Raw genomic sequence first — 15179 nt, 5'->3', positions numbered from 1 at the left:
CGGCCGGACACGCTGAGCACATGAAGAAGACCATCGCTCTCACCGCCCTCGCCCTCCTGGCCGCCCCGACCATCGCGCTCGCGAGCGCCGTCCCGGCACAGGCCGACGACGACGACCGCACTCGTACCGGCTCCTGCTCCGGCACGACCGACTGGAAGATCAAGGCCGACCCCAACGACGGCCGGATGGAGGTCGAGGCCGAGATCGACAGCTTCCGCTCCGGCCAGACCTGGCGCTGGACCCTCAAGCGCGACGGCAACGTCGTCGACACCGGCCGCTCCACCACCCGCGGCCCGAGCGGCTCCTTCGACGTCGACCGCCGCACCCCCGACCCGGCCGGCCGCGACACCTTCACCTTCCGCGCCGTCAACCCCGGCACCGGCGAGGTCTGCCTCGCCCGCGTACGGCGCTGACCCATCCTGCGCCGTCGGCCGGCGCCGGACTCCGGCTGGACCCTGAGCCGAACCGGTCGAGATCGGCGGGTCGCTCGGCGCTAAACAGTATGAAGTGACCCCTTCCTGGAGTGATGGGGTTGCGGGCCGGGGCCTCGCTCACAAGATTCGTGGGTTACCGAGTAGGGGCCGCCTGCTCGGCCTATCCGACGGCTGTCGACGCCCTTCTCGCCGAGGCTGGGCCGCCGTTCTCCCCACCATGACCCAAACTGCGCACCAGCGTGGAGGGTCGCCGGTGCGGCGCTGACCCGGGGCTCAGGCCGCCGGCTCGAGGTCCTTCGAGTAGAGCACCGTGCCGGCGAGGTCGCGCAGGCTGACCGTCATCAGGCCGGCCGCGTCGATGGCGACGTGGCCGAAGAACTGGTTGCCCACCCGCGGCGACTCGTTGGCGACGGCGGCGTACTTGCTGAAGACCACCTCGGGGCCGAACGTGGCGTCGAGGTCGTTGGGTCCGAAGGTGCCGGCGGCGATCGGTCCGGTGACGAACTCCCAGAACGGGTCGAAGTCGGCGAAGCCGGCGCGCGCCGGGTCGTAGTAGTGCGCCGCGCAGTAGTGGACGTCCGCGGTCAGCCAGACGACGTTGCGTACGCCGTACCGCTTGAACGCCGACAGCACGGCGGCGATCTCCTGCTCCTTGCCGAGCGGCCGGCCGGGGTCGCGGTTGGCCAGGGACTCCTGGGCGATCGGGCCGTCGGGCACGACCAGCCCGAGCGGCAGGTCGTTGGCGATGACCTTCCAGGTGGCGCGCGATCGCCGGACCTCGCGGATCAGCCAGTCCACCTGCTCGGTGCCCAAGATATTGGTGGGCTCGGCCTCGAGGCCGTCGGTGTTGGGGCTCTTGTAGGTGCGCATGTCGAGGCAGAAGACGTCGAGGTGCGCGCCGCGCTCGACCTTGCGGTAGATCCGGGCCGGCGCGAACCCGCCGTCGCGGCGGTGGGCCCGCGGGTCGGCGATCGGCATGTTCTCCTGCCAGGCCTGCCGGCCGCGGGCGGCCAGGACGTCGACCCGCCGCTCCTGGGTGTAGCGCGGGTCGTCGAGCACCTCGCCGGGGTACCAGTTGTTGGTCGTCTCGTGGTCGTCCCACTGCGCGACCGTGGGCACCTCGGCCGCCATCGCGCGGACGTGGGCGTCCAGCCGGGTGTAGCGGTGCCGGCCGCGGAACTCTCGGAGCGTCTCGGCGACCTTGGCGACCTCCTCGGTCACCACGTTGCGCCACACCTGCCCGTCCGGCTCGGTCACGGTCTCCGCGATCGGCCCGTCGGCGTAGACGGTGTCCCCGGAGTGCAGGAAGAAGTCCGGCCGCGTCCGGTGCATCGACCTGAAGCCGGTCAGCCCGCCCACGTCGGGGTTGATCCCCCACCCCTGCCCGCAGCAGTCGCCGCTCCACACGAAGCTGGTCGCGGCGGGCCGCTCCGACCCGGTCGCGAACGACGCCACCTGCGACTCGCCCCGCCGGCCGTGGTCGTCCTCGAACGAGAGGCGGACGGCGTACTCCCGCCCGGGCGCGAGCCCCTGCAGCGCGATCTTCGCGGTGAAGTCACTGGCCGCGCTCGCCCGCGGCCCGACGATCCGGCGGTGGCCGACCTGCGCGATCAGCCGGCCGGGGCCCGACGAGCGCGCCCACAGCACCGCCCCGCGGGTGGTCACGTCCCCGCTCTGCACGCCCGAGGGCAGCTCCAGGCGGCGCGAGACCAGGCCGGCCGCGCTGGCGCCCGGGGATCCGGCGAGGGCGCCGGTGGCGAGCGTGCCCGCGGCGAGGCCGCCGGCGCGGAGGAGGGTACGACGAGGGAGCCCGAGATCAGTCATGTCCCCGACGCTCTCCCCCGTCGGCGACGCCCCGGTGACCCCGCGGTGACACCCCGGCGGCAGGACGTCGACCGTTGGCTGCGACCCGGCCGACGTCATCCGCTCGGTGAGTCCCCTTCCTCTGCTGGGCGACCGTCTCGTCTGACTGTTCAGGTGGGCTGGTGGGGAAGGCCACGCGGGCTGGTCGTGGGGCATGCCTGGGCTGTCCCGACTGCCATCTCGGCGCAATTGCGCCGTTGTGGCAGTGGTTGCCCCGACCCGACTGCCATCTCGGCGCAATTGCGCCACGATGACCGGTGCCTGCCGCGCTCCGACTGCCGTTTCAGCGCAGGTCGTCGGGTCAGCCGATTCCTATGGCCCCGGGACTATGGCCCCGGGACGTGGGCTGGGAGGTCATCCAACTTGGTCGCCGGGGCCGATGAGGCAGAGATCCTCGGGGACTACCCGTATCTGGCCGCCGATGACATCGAGGCATGCCTCGAGTACGCCGCCGCTCAGGCCGACCACACGATCCTGACCGCCTCGTAGCATCGTGCGATTCCTCGTCGACGCCCAACTGCCGCCGGCGTCGGCGCGCCTGCTGCGCGAGCACGGGCATCGGGCCGAGCACGTCACCAGATCGGACCTGGCGACGTACCCGACCGGGAACTATGGGCGTACGCCTCAACAACAGCGCCGTCATCGTCACCAAGGACGAAGACTTCGCGAACATGATCGCGAGGCGGCGAGACACCGGCGGTGGTGTGGGTCCGCGTGGGCAACACCCGACGCTCTGTGCTCCTGGTGTGGTCCGACCGCTGATCGACAAGGTCGTCGGTGTGATCGATGAAGGCCAGCGGCTCATCGAGTTGCGCTGAAACGCGCCGAGGGCGGCCATCCCGTGGATGGCCGCCCTCGCGTTATTCAGCTCGGCATCAACTGCAGCCGCTGGTGCTGCCGCAGCCCTCGCAGACGTAGCAGGAGCCGGCGGGGCGCATCTTGGTGCCGCAGGTGAAGCAGAGCGGGCTGTCGACCGCGTGGCCGGTGATCTGCTCGAGGAGCTCGGCCGAGGTGTGGGCGGTCCTGGTCTCCGCCGCGGGGACCTGGCGCTCGTTGCTGCCCTTCGAGTCGTGGTTTCGAGACGGTTGCTGCGCAACCTCCTCGACCACCGGGGGGGCCGCGGCGACGAACTCGACGACCGGGGCCTCGATCAGCTCGGCCGGCGAGCCGGTCTCCTCGACCGGCTCGTAGGAGCCCGTCTCGAGGTAGCGCTGGCGCTCCTCGGCGGAGTAGATGCCCAGGGCGGCGCGCTTGTCGAAGTCGAGGTAGTCCAGCGCCAGGCGGCGGAAGATGTAGTCCATGATCGACTGCGACATCCGGATGTCCGGGTCGTCGGTGAGGCCGGCCGGCTCGAAGCGCAGGTTGGTGAACTTCGAGACGTAGGTCTCCAGCGGGACGCCGTACTGCAGGCCGATGCTGACCGCGATCGAGAAGGCGTCCATCACGCCGGCCAGGGTCGAGCCCTGCTTGCCCAGCTTGAGGAACACCTCGCCGAGCTCGCCGTCCTCGTGCGCACCCGAGGTCATGTAGCCCTCGGCGCCGCCCACGGTGAAGGAGGTGGTGCGCGAGGCACGCGACTTCGGCAGGCGCTTGCGGGTCGGGGCGTAGACGATCTTCTCGACCACCGTGGTCGCGGCCTCGTCGGCAGCGGCCACGGCGTCGGCGGCGTCCTTCTTGGCCTTGCCGCCGCCGTCGGCGAGCGGCTGGCCCACCTTGCAGTTGTCGCGGTAGATCGCGGTCGCCTTGAGGCCGAGCTTCCACGACTGGAGGTAGACCTCCTCGATCTCCTCGACGGTCGCCGACTCCGGCAGGTTGACCGTCTTCGAGATCGCGCCGGAGAGGAACGGCTGCGCGGCCGCCATCATCCGCACGTGGCCCATCGGCTTGAGCGAGCGGGCGCCCATCGCGGTGTCGAACACCTCGTAGTGCTCGGTCTTCAGGCCCGGGGCGTCGATCACGTGGCCGTGCTCGGCGATGTAGGCGACGATCGCCTCGACCAGCTCCGGGTCGTAGCCCAGCTTCCTCAGGGCCCGCGGGATGGTCTGGTTGACGATCTGCATCGAGCCGCCACCGACCAGCTTCTTGAACTTGACCAGCGAGAAGTCCGGCTCGATGCCGGTCGTGTCGCAGTCCATCATGAAGCCGATGGTGCCGGTGGGCGCGAGCACCGAGGCCTGCGCGTTGCGGAACCCGTTGACCTCGCCGAGCGCGACCACGTCGGCCCACGCCTGGGTGGCCAGCTTGTGCACCTGGTTGTCGGCGATCGCGAGCGTGCGGACGGCGTCGTTGGCCGCCTGGTGCTTGCGCATCACCCGCTTGTGCGCCTCGGCGTTGCGGGCGTAGCCGGCGTAGGGGCCGACGACACCGGCGAGCTCGGCCGAGCGCTTGTACGACGTACCGGTCATCAGCGAGGTGATGGTGGCCGCCATCGCGCGACCCCCGTCGCTGTCGTAGCCGAGGCCCATCGCCATCAGCAGCGCGCCGAGGTTGGCGTAGCCGATGCCGAGCTGGCGGTAGTCGACGGTGGTCTTGCCGATCGCCTCGGTCGGGAAGTCCGCGAAGCAGATCGAGATGTCCATCGCGGTGATGATCAGCTCGACGGCCCGGGCGAACAGCTCGGCGTCGAAGCCCCCCGGACCGGCAGCAGTGTCGTCCTTGAGGAACTTCAGCAGGTTCAGCGACGCCAGGTTGCACGAGGAGTTGTCGAGCGACATGTACTCCGAGCACGGGTTGGACGCGGTGATCCGGCCGGTCTCGGGGTTGGTGTGCCAGTCGTTGATCGTGTCGTCGTACTGCAGGCCGGGGTCGGCGCACTCCCACGCCGCCTGGCTGATCTTGCGGAACAGGGTGCGGGCGTCGACGCGCTCGATGACCTCGCCGGTCTTGCGGGCGCGCAGGCCGAAGTCGGCGCCCTCCTCGACGGCGCGCATGAACTCGTCGCTGACGCGCACGGAGTTGTTGGCGTTCTGGTACTGGACCGAGGTGATGTCGGCGCCGCCGAGGTCCATGTCGAAGCCGGCGTCGCGCAGCGCGCGGATCTTGTCCTCCTCGCGCGCCTTGGTGGCGACGAACTCCTCGATGTCGGGGTGGTCGACGTCGAGGACGACCATCTTGGCCGCGCGGCGGGTGGCGCCGCCGGACTTGATGGTGCCGGCCGAGGCGTCGGCGCCGCGCATGAAGGAGACCGGGCCGCTCGCCGTACCGCCGGAGGAGAGCAGCTCCCTGGAGGAGCGGATGCGGGAGAGGTTCAGGCCGGCACCGGAGCCGCCCTTGAAGATGAAGCCCTCCTCCTTGTACCAGTTCAGGATCGAGTCCATCGAGTCGTCGACGGAGAGGATGAAGCAGGCTGAGACCTGCTGCGGCGACGGGGTGCCGACGTTGAACCAGACCGGGGAGTTGAAGGAGAAGTACTGGTGCACGAGCAGCCAGGTGAGCTCGTGCTCGAAGACCTCGGCGTCGGCAGCGGACGCGAAGTAGCCGTGGTCGACGCCGGCCCTGGTGTAGGTCTTCACGACCCGGTCGACGATGTGCTTGAGGCTCCACTCACGCACGTCGGTGCCGACCGCGCCGCGGAAGTACTTGGTCGTGACGATGGTCGAGGCGTTGATCGACCAGAAGTCGGGGAACTCCACGCCGCGCTGCTCGAAGACCGTCTCGCCGGTCTTCCAGTTGGTCTGCACGACGTCGCGGCGCTCCCACGTGATCTCGTCGTAGGGATGCACGCCGTCCGTGCTGAAGACGCGCTCGATCTTCAGCCCGGCGCCCGCCTTCGTGGTCTTGCCGCTCACCGTCTCGGTCATCCCTCTTCGTCCCGTCTCTCGAGGTTGGTGCTGGATCGATTGAAACTGCTGCCACCGACAGCCGGTGGCGACGTTGGTGCGCCCGGCGCGTGCAGCTTCCCCACTACACACGCCGGGCGGTCTGGGTCAGCCCGTCGGCACGGGCTGGGTCAGGGCGGGCTCGACCGCCGGTCGGCTCGCGCGCAGCTCCGCGATCTCGTCCTCGAAGTCGTCGGCCGACTCGAAGGCGCGGTACACCGACGCGAAGCGGAGGTAGGCGACCTCGTCGAGTTGCCGCAACGGGCCGAGGATCGCCAGGCCCACCTCGTGGGCCGGGACCTCGGCGACACCGGCGAGCCGGAGCGCGTCCTCGACCTCCTGGCCGAGGCAGGCGAGCTGGTCCTCGGTGACCGGGCGGCCCTTGCACGCCTTGCGGACGCCGGCGATCGCCTTCTCCCGGTTGAACGGCTCGGTCGCGCCGGAGCGCTTGAGCACGGTCAGCTGCATCATCTCGACGGTCGTGAACCGCCGTTCGCAGGCCGAGCAGGTACGCCGGCGGCGGATCGAGCCGCCGTCGTCGGCGACCCGGGAGTCGAGCACCCGGGTGTCGGCGTTGCGGCAGTACGGACAGTGCATCGGGTCCCTCCCTCCGGGTGTGCTGGCCTGTGGATATCGGGGGTCTCGCTGTGTAGAACAAGGGGTCGGGCGGTGTGCTTCCAGGTCCCCGCTGTGTACGAGCAGCTTCCCGCTGTGCACTAGATGTGGATAACTACATCCTTGTAACTACTAGATGTAGGGGCAACCGTACGCCGGGACCCGGGCCCGCGCAAGTAGGCCCGCCGACTCGGCGCGTCTTGCCCGCTCACGGGCGTCGAGTCGGCTCATCTTGCCCGGGAGGCGGGCAACTCGCGCCGACTCGCACCCTCCCTGCGGGCAACTTGCGCCGACTCGCACCCTCCCTGCGGGCAACTTGCGCCGACTCGCACCCTCCCTGCGGGCAACTTGCGCCGACTCGACGGGTCTTCACCCCAGGGGGTGGTTTCTCCCTCGATCGTGGGCGGAAGGAGGCCTGTGGCGTCGAGACCAGGCGCCCACAACCGCACAGGGAGGCTCAGCACGTTGTCCACGATGTCCGAGAGTCGCTCCGAGATCACCGCCCAGCTCTTCGCCGAGCGTGCCGCCACCACCCCTGGCGAGCGCGCCACGATCGAGGATGAGATCGTCCGCCACAACATGTCGCTCGCTCGCGAGCTGTCCCGCCGCTTCCGCAACCGCGGCATCGCCGACGACGACCTCGAGCAGGTCGCCTACGTCGGGCTCGTCAAGGCCGTGAAGGGCTTCCGCCCCGACCGCGGCCACGAGTTCCTCAGCTTCGCCGTGCCGACCATCCGTGGCGAGATCCGCCGCCACTTCCGCGACCTCGGCTGGACGGTCCGGCCGCCGCGCTCGATCCAGGAGACCCAGCAGAGGATCGCCGGCTGCGAGGCCGAGCTCTACCAGCGCCTCGGCCGGGCGCCGCGGCCCAGCGAGATCGCCGCCCACCTCGAGATCGACCTCGAGCAGGTCGTCGACGCGCTCGGCGCCCAGGGCTGCTTCGCCCCCGCCTCACTCGACGTGCCGGCCGGCGAGAAGGGCGACGAGACCGCCGGCCAGCGGATCGGCGGGGTCGACCCCGGCTTCGACCTGGCCGACGCCCGCGCGATGCTCGCGCCGTTGCTCTCGAAGCTGTCGCGCCGCGAGCAGCTGATCGTCGAGATGCGGTTCCTGCGTGGCTGCACGCAGGCCGAGATCGGCGAGGAGATCGGCGTCAGCCAGATGCACGTCTCACGGCTGCTCTCCCGCCTCGTCGCCCGGCTGCGCGAGGAGCTCGCCGTCGCCGCCTAGACCCATCGGGGACAATGGCTCCCGTGGTGGGTACGACGGGAGGCAAGCGGGCCGGGTCACGCCGGGGACCCCGGCGCAGGGCACGGTTCCAGCCCGCCCTCCTGCTCCTGGCGCTCGGCATCACCGCCTGCGTCGTGGCCTGGGGCTACCTCGTCTACGCCGCCATCGACTTCGGCTCGACGGCCCGCAGCGGCGACGACACGGCCTGGTGGTTCCTCGCGCTCGCGTCGGTCGGCGCGGTGGCCTGCCTGTTCGTCGGGCTGATGCTGGTCGCCCGGGTGACCCGGCGCATCGGCATCACCCGCGCGCCCGAGAGGGGCGGGGACCTGCGGCGGCCGGTCGGCGGCCGGCGGGCCTCCCACTGACCGGGCGACCTGACACCGCGACTGACACCGCGAGGGGCGGGACCGGTGCCGGTCCCGCCCCTCGTCTTCCCCGGTTTCGCCCGGCCGGGGTCGAGGCGGCCGGGCGAAGTCTCGAGCTGTGGTGGTTTCGAGACGGGCGCAGAGCGCCCTCCTCAACCACCGATAGGCACCACCAGCTGCTGGCCGGCGACGACCATGCCCGACTCGAGCGCGTTGAGTCTCTCGATCCGGTCGATCATCGCGCGCACGTCGCCGTCGTCGGCGAGGCCGGCGGCGATCTCCCAGAGGGTGTCGCCGGCGCCGACGAGCACGACGCGGGTCGGCTCGGGAGTGCCGGGCTCGTCGGTGGCGACGGAGCCGGAGGCGAGCAGGAGGCCGACGGCGAGCACGGCCACCAGGGCGACCGCGAGGACCACCAGCCGGCCGCGGCGGGTGAGCCGGACAGCGGTGATAGGCGTGGTGGTAGGCGAGGTGGCAGGGAGGTGAGTGGCGGTCATCGTGCTCATCGAAGGCTCCTGGGGAAGTGGGGGAAGCTGCCTGGCACCAGTTCTAGAGGCGGCCACCGACAGTCCTCGCGGACCGGTCCGGGCCGGGCTCTCGATCAGGTGTTCGATCGAACGTGTGTACGACGATAGAGCAGGTGTTCGAACGGCGCAAGCAGCGACACGAACATCTGTTCGAGCCGGCTCCTGGAGCGGGCGGGCGACACGCCGTTCGAACAGATGTTTGAACCTGGACGGTCCGGAGGGCTACCGTCGGCCCATGGCCACCCAGAAGAAGGTCTCCCCCACGGTGACGGAGCTGCCCGACGGCCCCCCGGACGCGACCGGGCTCACGCCGCGCCAGCAGCGGGTCCTCGCCCACATCAAGGACTCCATCGAGAAGCGCGGCTACCCGCCGTCGATGCGCGAGATCGGCGAGGCGGTCGGCCTGACCAGCTCCTCGAGCGTGGCCCACCAGCTCAAGGTGCTGGAGGAGAAGGGCTTCCTCAAGCGCGACCCCAACCGGCCCCGGGCGCTCGAGGTCTTCCTCCCCGAGGTGATGGCCGCCCGCCGCTCCATCTCCGGTGCCGAGGCCCACCCCGAGGACGGCGGCATCGACGAGACCGGCATCGGCGACGCCCGCCCGCCGGCGCAGTACGTCCCCCTCCTCGGCCGGATCGCGGCCGGCGGCCCGATCCTCGCCGAGCAGACCTACGACGAGGTCTTCCCGCTGCCCAGGCAGCTGGTCGGCGACGGCGAGCTGTTCCTGCTCGAGGTCCGCGGCGACTCGATGATCGACGCCGCGATCTGCGACGGCGACTACGTCGTGGTCCGCCGCGAGCAGACCGCCTCCAACGGCGACATCGTCGCTGCGCTCCTCGACGACGAGGCCACCGTCAAGACGTTCCAGCGCAAGGACGGAAATGTGTGGCTGCTGCCGCACAACGCTGCCTACGATCCCATCGACGGCAGCCACGCCACGATCCTCGGTAAGGTGACGGCAGTGCTGCGCCGGGTCTGACGGCTTCTGAACAGTCGGGGAAATACCTGAGCAGACCCTGGTGTTGAGTCCGGGCGGATCCCGGATCCCACGGGGAGGGTGCATGGACGAGGCTGGTGCTGTGACCACGGCACCTGCCCTCGCGCGGACAAGCGCCCTCCCGGGATGGGCCAGAGCGGGCCTCGAGGTCCTCCTCATCCTCGGTCTCTGGGTCGTGTACAGCCTCGCCCGGCTGCTCGCCGACACCGACTGGAGCCCGGCGGTGCGGCGGGCCGACGAGCTGCTGCAGTTCGAGCGGGGCATCGGCATCCGCTGGGAGATCCCGCTCAACCAGCTCTTCGTCGACTACCGAGTGATCGGCCTGGCGGGCAGCTACTGGTACGCCAGCCTCCACTACGTCGTCACCGCGGCCGTCCTGGTGTGGCTCTGGCGGCTCGGCCTCGACCGCTACGGCCCGGCCCGCCGCGCCCTGGTGATCGGCACCCTGATCGGCCTGGTCTTCTACATCACGCTGCCCACCGCTCCCCCGCGGTTCATCAACGGGTACGTCGACGTGCTCAGCCTCTACTCCGCCGACGGCTGGTGGGGTGGCGACGCCTCCGCCCCGAGGGGTCTCGGCGGGCTGACCAACCAGCTCGCGGCGTTCCCCTCGCTCCATGCCGGCTGGTCGCTGTGGGTGGCGCTCGCGCTGCAGCTCTACGCGACCCGGCACTGGGTGCGGGTGCTCGGCTGGGTCTACGCCGCCGGCACCGCGGTCGTCATCGTCGGCACCGGCAACCACTGGGTGGTCGACGCGGTGGCCGGCTGGCTGGTCATCCTCGCCGGCTGGTTGATCGCGCAGGCCCTGGGCCGGGTGCCGCTCGACCGGCTCTGGCGTCGGCGAACAGTTGAGCGAACACTCGGTGAACGAGCAGAACCCCCGGAGGGCCTCGTCGTTGAGTGAGGCGTGACGACGCCCGCTCCCCTACGACGCCGCTCGGTCCTCGGCACCACCGCCGCCGGCGCCGCCGCCCTCGCGCTCCAGCCGGGCGCGCTCCCCTCGACCCCCGAGAGCTTCGCCGCAGGCGCGCGCGGGCGCGTCTTCCGCCACGGCGTCGCCTCCGGCGACCCGCTGCCCGACGCGGTGCTGCTCTGGACCCGGGTCACCCCGACCGCGGCCAGCACCCCGGGCTCGGGCGCGGGGCCGAGGGTCGACGTCGAGTGGGAGGTGGCGCGAGACGCACGGTTCCGCCGCGTCGTACGCCGGGGGACGTTCGCGACCGGGCCGAGCCGCGACCACACGGTCAAGGTGGACGTGACCGGCCTGGCGCCGGCCACCTGGTACCACTACCGGTTCCGCTGCGCCGGCGCCACCAGCCCGGCCGGCCGCACCCGCACCGCGCCGGCGGCGCACGCCGAGCCCGACCACCTGCGCTTCGGCGTCGTCTCCTGCTCGAACTGGCAGGCCGGCTGGTTCAGCGCCTACCGCGGGCTCGCCGCCCGCGACGACTTGCACGCGGTGCTGCACCTCGGCGACTACGTCTACGAGTACGCGCCCGGCCAGTACGGCTACGGGTCCGACGACGTCGACATCCGCAGCCACGTGCCGCCGCGCGAGATGCTCTCGCTGAGCGACTACCGGCAGCGGCACGCGCAGTACAAGACCGACCCCGACCTCCAGGCCCTGCACGCGAGGTACCCGTGGATCATCACCTGGGACGACCACGAGGTCGCCAACGACCAGTACCGCGACGGCGCCGAGAACCACAACCCCGACCTCGGCGAGGGCGACTACCGGCTGCGGCGGGCCCGGGCGCATCGGGCCTACGACGAGTGGATGCCGGTGCGCATGGACGGCACCGCCCGGCTGCGCGACGGCCACCGGCTCTTCCGGCGGCTGCGGTTCGGGCGGCTGGCCGAGATCAGCATGCTCGACCTGCGCAGCTACCGCGATGCGCAGGCCGCCTACCCCGGACCGCAGGTCAGCGACCCGGACCGCACCATCCTCGGCCGCCAGCAGATGGGCTGGCTCAAGGACTCCCTGAGGCGCGGCCGCGCGCAGTGGAAGGTCATCGGCAACCCGGTCATGATCGCGCCCGTGGACTTCGGCGGCCTGCCCGACGTACTGCTCGACCCGATCAACGACGTGACCGGGCTGCTCCCCCGCGACGGCATCCCCTACAACGTCGACCAGTGGGACGGCTACACCGACGACCGGCGCGAGGTGTTCCAGCACATCCGCGACCACCAGGTCGCCGACGCGCTGTTCGTCACCGGCGACATCCACTCGGGGTGGGCGTGCGAGCTGCCCTACGACGCCTCCACCTATCCGGTCGGCGACTCCGCCGGCGTGGAGTTCGTCTGCTCGTCGGTGACGTCGAGCAACCTCAAGGACATGACCGGCAGCCCGCCGCGCACGACCAGCGTCGCGGTGGAGACGCTGATCAAGGCCAACAACCGGCACGTCAAGTACCTCGACTTCGACAGCCACGGCTTCTCGGTCCTCGACCTGACCTCGCAGCGCGCGCAGATGGACTGGTACGTCATCGGCGACCGCGCCGTCCGCGACACCGACATCACCTGGTCGGTCTCCTACGCCACCCGCACCGGCACCGGCCGGGTCGAGCAGGTCGGGGAGCCGGTGTGAGGACTGATCGCCGCACGCTCCTCACGGCCGGCGCGGCCGGGCTCGTGCTCTCGACCGCCGCCGCTCCGACGTACGCCGCCCGGCGCAGCCGCAAGCGCGCCTACGTCCTCGTCGTCGACGGCTGCCGCCCCGACGAGCTCGACAGCGGGCTGACGCCGAACCTCACGGCGCTGCGCGACGGCGGGCTGCGCTTCCCGCAGGCGTCCTCGATGCCGGTGATGGAGACCATCCCGAACCACGTGATGATGATGACCGGCGTCCGCCCGGACCGCAGCGGCGTGCCGGCGAACTCGGTCTTCGACCGCAGGCTCGGTGCGGTCCGCGACGTCGACCGGCCCTCCGACATCCGCAGCGACACCGTGATCGAGCGGCTCGACCGTCGCGGCCTGACCACCGGCACGGTGCTCAGCAAGACCTACCTGTACACGATCTTCGGGGACCGACCCACGCACCGCTGGGAGCCGGGCCCGATCGTCCCGGTGAGCGGGCACGCCCCCGACGTCTTCACGGTCGACGCCGCGCTGGCGATGCTCGACGAGTTCGACCCGAACCTGATGTTCGTCAGCCTCGGCGACGTCGACCGCGTCGGCCACTCCGACCTCACCGGCACCTCGCTCCAGGTCGCGCGCCGGCTGGCGCTCGCCGCCACCGACGCCCAGGTGCAGCGGTTCGTGGACGCGCTCAAGGCCGGCGGGCAATGGGACGACGCGATCGTGATCGTGCTCTCCGACCACTCGATGGACTGGTCGATGCCGGACAAGGTGGTCAGCCTGTCCGCGTCGATGGAGGCCGACCCGCTGCTGGCCGGCAACGTGCGGATCGCCGACAACGGCGGCGCCGACCTCCTCTACTGGACCGGGCCTGCGGGGCGCCGCGAGGAGGCCGTCGGGCGGATGCGGGCGATCGCCCGCGGCACCGACGGCGTGCTCGCCGCCTGGGACCGCCGCGCCGACTGGCTGCGGCTCGGGCCGCAGGCCGGCGACGTGGTCGCGTTCTGCCGGGCGGGCTGGCGGTTCAGCGACCCCGACCCGGTCGCCGCGAACCCGCTCCCCGGCAACCACGGCCACCCGGCCACCCGGTCGATCCCGTTCTTCGTCGGCGGCGGCCACCGCGCCGTACCCCGGAGGAAGGCGTCGCCGCGGGTGGCGAGGACCGTCGACGTCGCGCCGACGCTCGCCGCGTTCTTCGGGGCCGGCGCGCCTCGGCGGGGGTTCGACGGGCGGTCCCTGCTCTGATGGCTGATCTAATGGCAGGGTGCGCCGCGCCCTCCTCGCCCTGCTGACCCTCGCCGTCCTCGCCCCGAGCATGTCCCTCAGCGCGGTGCCGGCGGCCCAGGCGTCCGACCCCGGGTCCGTCGGCACCGGCCTCGGCACCATGGAGCGCCGCGAGCTGCGGCTCGGGCTCGCCGACCTCGAGGGCTCGCAGCGCGCGCGGGCGGCCGCGCTCCTCGCCCGCCCCGGCCAGGACCGGCAGCAGTGCTACACCTCGGTCTGCGTGCACTGGTACGCCTCCGGCGCCGACGCCGCCACCCCGGAGTACGTCGACCAGGTGGCCGCGATCGCCGAGGACGTGCTCGCCACTTACGCCGCCGCCGGCTACCGCGCGCCCAAGTCCGACGGCACCCGCGGCGGCAACGGCCTGCTCGACATCTACCTCCAGGACCTCGGCGGCCAGGGCCTCTACGGCTACTGCGACACCGACACGGCGCCGACCGGTTCCGGCCCGTGGGACGTGCCGGCGTACTGCGCCATCGACAACGACTTCGCCGAGTTCCCGGGAACCCCGCTGGAGAACCTCCAGGTGACCGCGGCGCACGAGCTGTTCCACGCCGTCCAGTTCTCCTACGACTACCTCGAGGACGTCTGGTTCATGGAGAGCACGGCGACCTGGGCCGAGGACGAGCTCTTCGACGACGTCGACGACAACCGGCAGTACCTCCGCTCCAGCCCGCTCGCGCAGCCCGCGGTGCCGCTCGACAAGGACAGCGGCCTGCGCCGGTACGGCGACTGGATCTTCTTCCGCTACCTCACCGAGCGCTACCCCGACGCCGAGGGCGGGCTGCCGGTGCTGATGCGGCAGATCTGGGAGCGTGCGGACGGTGCCGCGGGCGGGCCGGACGACTACTCCATCGAGGCGGTCGAGAACGTGCTGGCCGCGCGGGGCGGCGGGCTCCGCGGTGTCTGGGCCCGGTTCGCCGCCGCGAACCGCCGGCCGGGGCTCTCCTACGACGAGGGCCGCGACGGCAGCTACCCCTCCGCGCGCCTCGCCGGCACCGTCGGCCTCACCGCCGCCCGCCGCGGCTCCGGCACCGTCACCAAGGTGATCGACCACCTCAGCGCGGCGACCGTGCGGTTCAACCGCGCGCCGGGCCTGGCGGCGCGCACACTCCGGCTCACCCTCGACCTGCCGAACACCAGCCGCGGCTCCGGCGCGGTCGCCACGATCTACCCCACCGGCGGCCGGCCCTCGACCGTCGCGCTGACGCCGTTGCTGAAGCGCGACGGGAACGCCGTCGTGCGGGTCGCCTTCGGCCGCTCGGTCTCGCGGGTCGAGGTGACGCTGGCCAACGCCGGCATCCGCTACCGCGGCTGCTGGAGCGGCACCTCATGGTCCTGCCAGGGCCGCCCGCTCGACGACGACCTGAGGTTCCGCGTGCGGGCGCGGGCGCTTCGTTAGTAGCGCGCGTCGTATGTAGTTAGATGGTTTGTTGTCTGAAATCATGAGGCATGGCGAACCGTCCGGCTCC

At 71.5% G+C, this 15179-nt stretch carries 14 protein-coding genes; 10 read left to right on the top strand and 4 right to left on the bottom strand.

What is annotated here, in order from left to right; genetic code table 11:
- Window positions 1-20: 20 nt before the first annotated feature.
- Window positions 21-413 (top strand): hypothetical protein, encoded by a 393-nt coding sequence (locus ACYVKX_RS16710; protein WP_460834727.1) that lies wholly within the window; start codon window positions 21-23, stop codon window positions 411-413.
- Between the two features lie 294 nt (window positions 414-707).
- Here the strand turns inward: ACYVKX_RS16710 and ACYVKX_RS16705 are convergent, their stop codons facing one another.
- On the bottom strand, window positions 708-2258 hold the full coding sequence (locus ACYVKX_RS16705; RefSeq protein ID WP_460834723.1) for an alkaline phosphatase D family protein: 1551 nt from the start codon (window positions 2256-2258) through the stop codon (window positions 708-710).
- A 45-nt stretch (window positions 2259-2303) separates the two neighbouring features.
- Here ACYVKX_RS16705 and ACYVKX_RS16700 point away from each other — a divergent pair, with 45 nt between their 5' ends.
- Window positions 2304-2786, top strand: coding sequence for a DUF433 domain-containing protein (locus ACYVKX_RS16700; protein WP_460834719.1), 483 nt, complete (start codon window positions 2304-2306; stop codon window positions 2784-2786).
- A gap of 122 nt (window positions 2787-2908) precedes the next feature.
- Window positions 2909-3115 carry a hypothetical protein gene (locus tag ACYVKX_RS16695; protein WP_460834716.1) on the top strand — a complete coding sequence of 69 codons (207 nt, stop codon included), beginning with the start codon at window positions 2909-2911 and terminating at the stop codon, window positions 3113-3115.
- A gap of 57 nt (window positions 3116-3172) precedes the next feature.
- Here ACYVKX_RS16695 and ACYVKX_RS16690 read toward each other — a convergent pair whose 3' ends face one another.
- Window positions 3173-6097 carry a vitamin B12-dependent ribonucleotide reductase gene (locus ACYVKX_RS16690; protein WP_460834713.1) on the bottom strand — a complete coding sequence of 975 codons (2925 nt, stop codon included), beginning with the start codon at window positions 6095-6097 and terminating at the stop codon, window positions 3173-3175.
- A gap of 126 nt (window positions 6098-6223) precedes the next feature.
- Entirely contained in the window at window positions 6224-6712 is a 489-nt protein-coding gene (gene nrdR / locus ACYVKX_RS16685; protein WP_460834712.1) for a transcriptional regulator NrdR, read from the bottom strand.
- Between the two features lie 492 nt (window positions 6713-7204).
- Here nrdR and ACYVKX_RS16680 point away from each other — a divergent pair, with 492 nt between their 5' ends.
- Both ACYVKX_RS16680 and ACYVKX_RS16675 read left to right on the top strand, forming a co-directional pair.
- Window positions 7205-7960: a SigB/SigF/SigG family RNA polymerase sigma factor gene (locus ACYVKX_RS16680; protein WP_460834711.1), complete on the top strand. Its 756-nt coding sequence runs from the start codon at window positions 7205-7207 to the stop codon at window positions 7958-7960.
- Window positions 7961-7983: 23 nt separating this feature from the next.
- Window positions 7984-8325: a hypothetical protein gene (locus tag ACYVKX_RS16675; protein ID WP_460834710.1), complete on the top strand. Its 342-nt coding sequence runs from the start codon at window positions 7984-7986 to the stop codon at window positions 8323-8325.
- A gap of 152 nt (window positions 8326-8477) precedes the next feature.
- Here ACYVKX_RS16675 and ACYVKX_RS16670 read toward each other — a convergent pair whose 3' ends face one another.
- Window positions 8478-8831: a LysM peptidoglycan-binding domain-containing protein gene (locus tag ACYVKX_RS16670; RefSeq protein WP_460834707.1), complete on the bottom strand. Its 354-nt coding sequence runs from the start codon at window positions 8829-8831 to the stop codon at window positions 8478-8480.
- A gap of 256 nt (window positions 8832-9087) precedes the next feature.
- Here ACYVKX_RS16670 and lexA point away from each other — a divergent pair, with 256 nt between their 5' ends.
- The 5 genes from lexA (at window position 9088) to ACYVKX_RS16645 (ending at window position 15109) form a co-directional block, all read left to right on the top strand.
- Window positions 9088-9828, top strand: a complete 741-nt coding sequence (lexA, locus tag ACYVKX_RS16665; RefSeq protein WP_460834704.1) for a transcriptional repressor LexA — start codon at window positions 9088-9090, stop codon at window positions 9826-9828.
- 100 nt (window positions 9829-9928) lie between these two features.
- Complete coding sequence (locus ACYVKX_RS16660) at window positions 9929-10750, top strand: phosphatase PAP2 family protein (protein WP_460834700.1); 822 nt, start codon at window positions 9929-9931, stop codon at window positions 10748-10750.
- A gap of 3 nt (window positions 10751-10753) precedes the next feature.
- Window positions 10754-12433 carry an alkaline phosphatase D family protein gene (locus ACYVKX_RS16655; RefSeq protein ID WP_460834698.1) on the top strand — a complete coding sequence of 560 codons (1680 nt, stop codon included), beginning with the start codon at window positions 10754-10756 and terminating at the stop codon, window positions 12431-12433.
- A complete protein-coding gene (locus tag ACYVKX_RS16650) occupies window positions 12430-13668 on the top strand; it encodes an alkaline phosphatase family protein (protein WP_460834696.1) in 1239 nt (412 codons plus the stop codon). Before ACYVKX_RS16655 ends, ACYVKX_RS16650 begins: the two co-directional genes overlap by 4 nt.
- Before the next feature lie 19 nt (window positions 13669-13687).
- Window positions 13688-15109, top strand: coding sequence for an MXAN_6640 family putative metalloprotease (locus ACYVKX_RS16645; RefSeq protein ID WP_460834692.1), 1422 nt, complete (start codon window positions 13688-13690; stop codon window positions 15107-15109).
- Window positions 15110-15179 lie beyond the last annotated feature (70 nt).

The sequence above is a fragment of the Nocardioides hungaricus genome, from assembly GCF_054782915.1.
Note: the sequence above shows the minus strand (reverse complement) of the source record. Positions and strands in the feature narration are given on the sequence as shown.

Coding starts and splice junctions, on each gene's coding strand:
- ACYVKX_RS16680 (WP_460834711.1), top strand. CDS start 7,205: ATGTCCGAGAGTCGCTCCGAGATCACCGCCCAGCTCTTCGCCGAGCGT.
- lexA (WP_460834704.1), top strand. CDS start 9,088: ATGGCCACCCAGAAGAAGGTCTCCCCCACGGTGACGGAGCTGCCCGAC.
- ACYVKX_RS16690 (WP_460834713.1), bottom strand. CDS start 6,097: ATGACCGAGACGGTGAGCGGCAAGACCACGAAGGCGGGCGCCGGGCTG.
- nrdR (WP_460834712.1), bottom strand. CDS start 6,712: ATGCACTGTCCGTACTGCCGCAACGCCGACACCCGGGTGCTCGACTCC.
- ACYVKX_RS16670 (WP_460834707.1), bottom strand. CDS start 8,831: ATGAGCACGATGACCGCCACTCACCTCCCTGCCACCTCGCCTACCACC.
- ACYVKX_RS16695 (WP_460834716.1), top strand. CDS start 2,909: ATGGGCGTACGCCTCAACAACAGCGCCGTCATCGTCACCAAGGACGAA.
- ACYVKX_RS16710 (WP_460834727.1), top strand. CDS start 21: ATGAAGAAGACCATCGCTCTCACCGCCCTCGCCCTCCTGGCCGCCCCG.
- ACYVKX_RS16705 (WP_460834723.1), bottom strand. CDS start 2,258: ATGACTGATCTCGGGCTCCCTCGTCGTACCCTCCTCCGCGCCGGCGGC.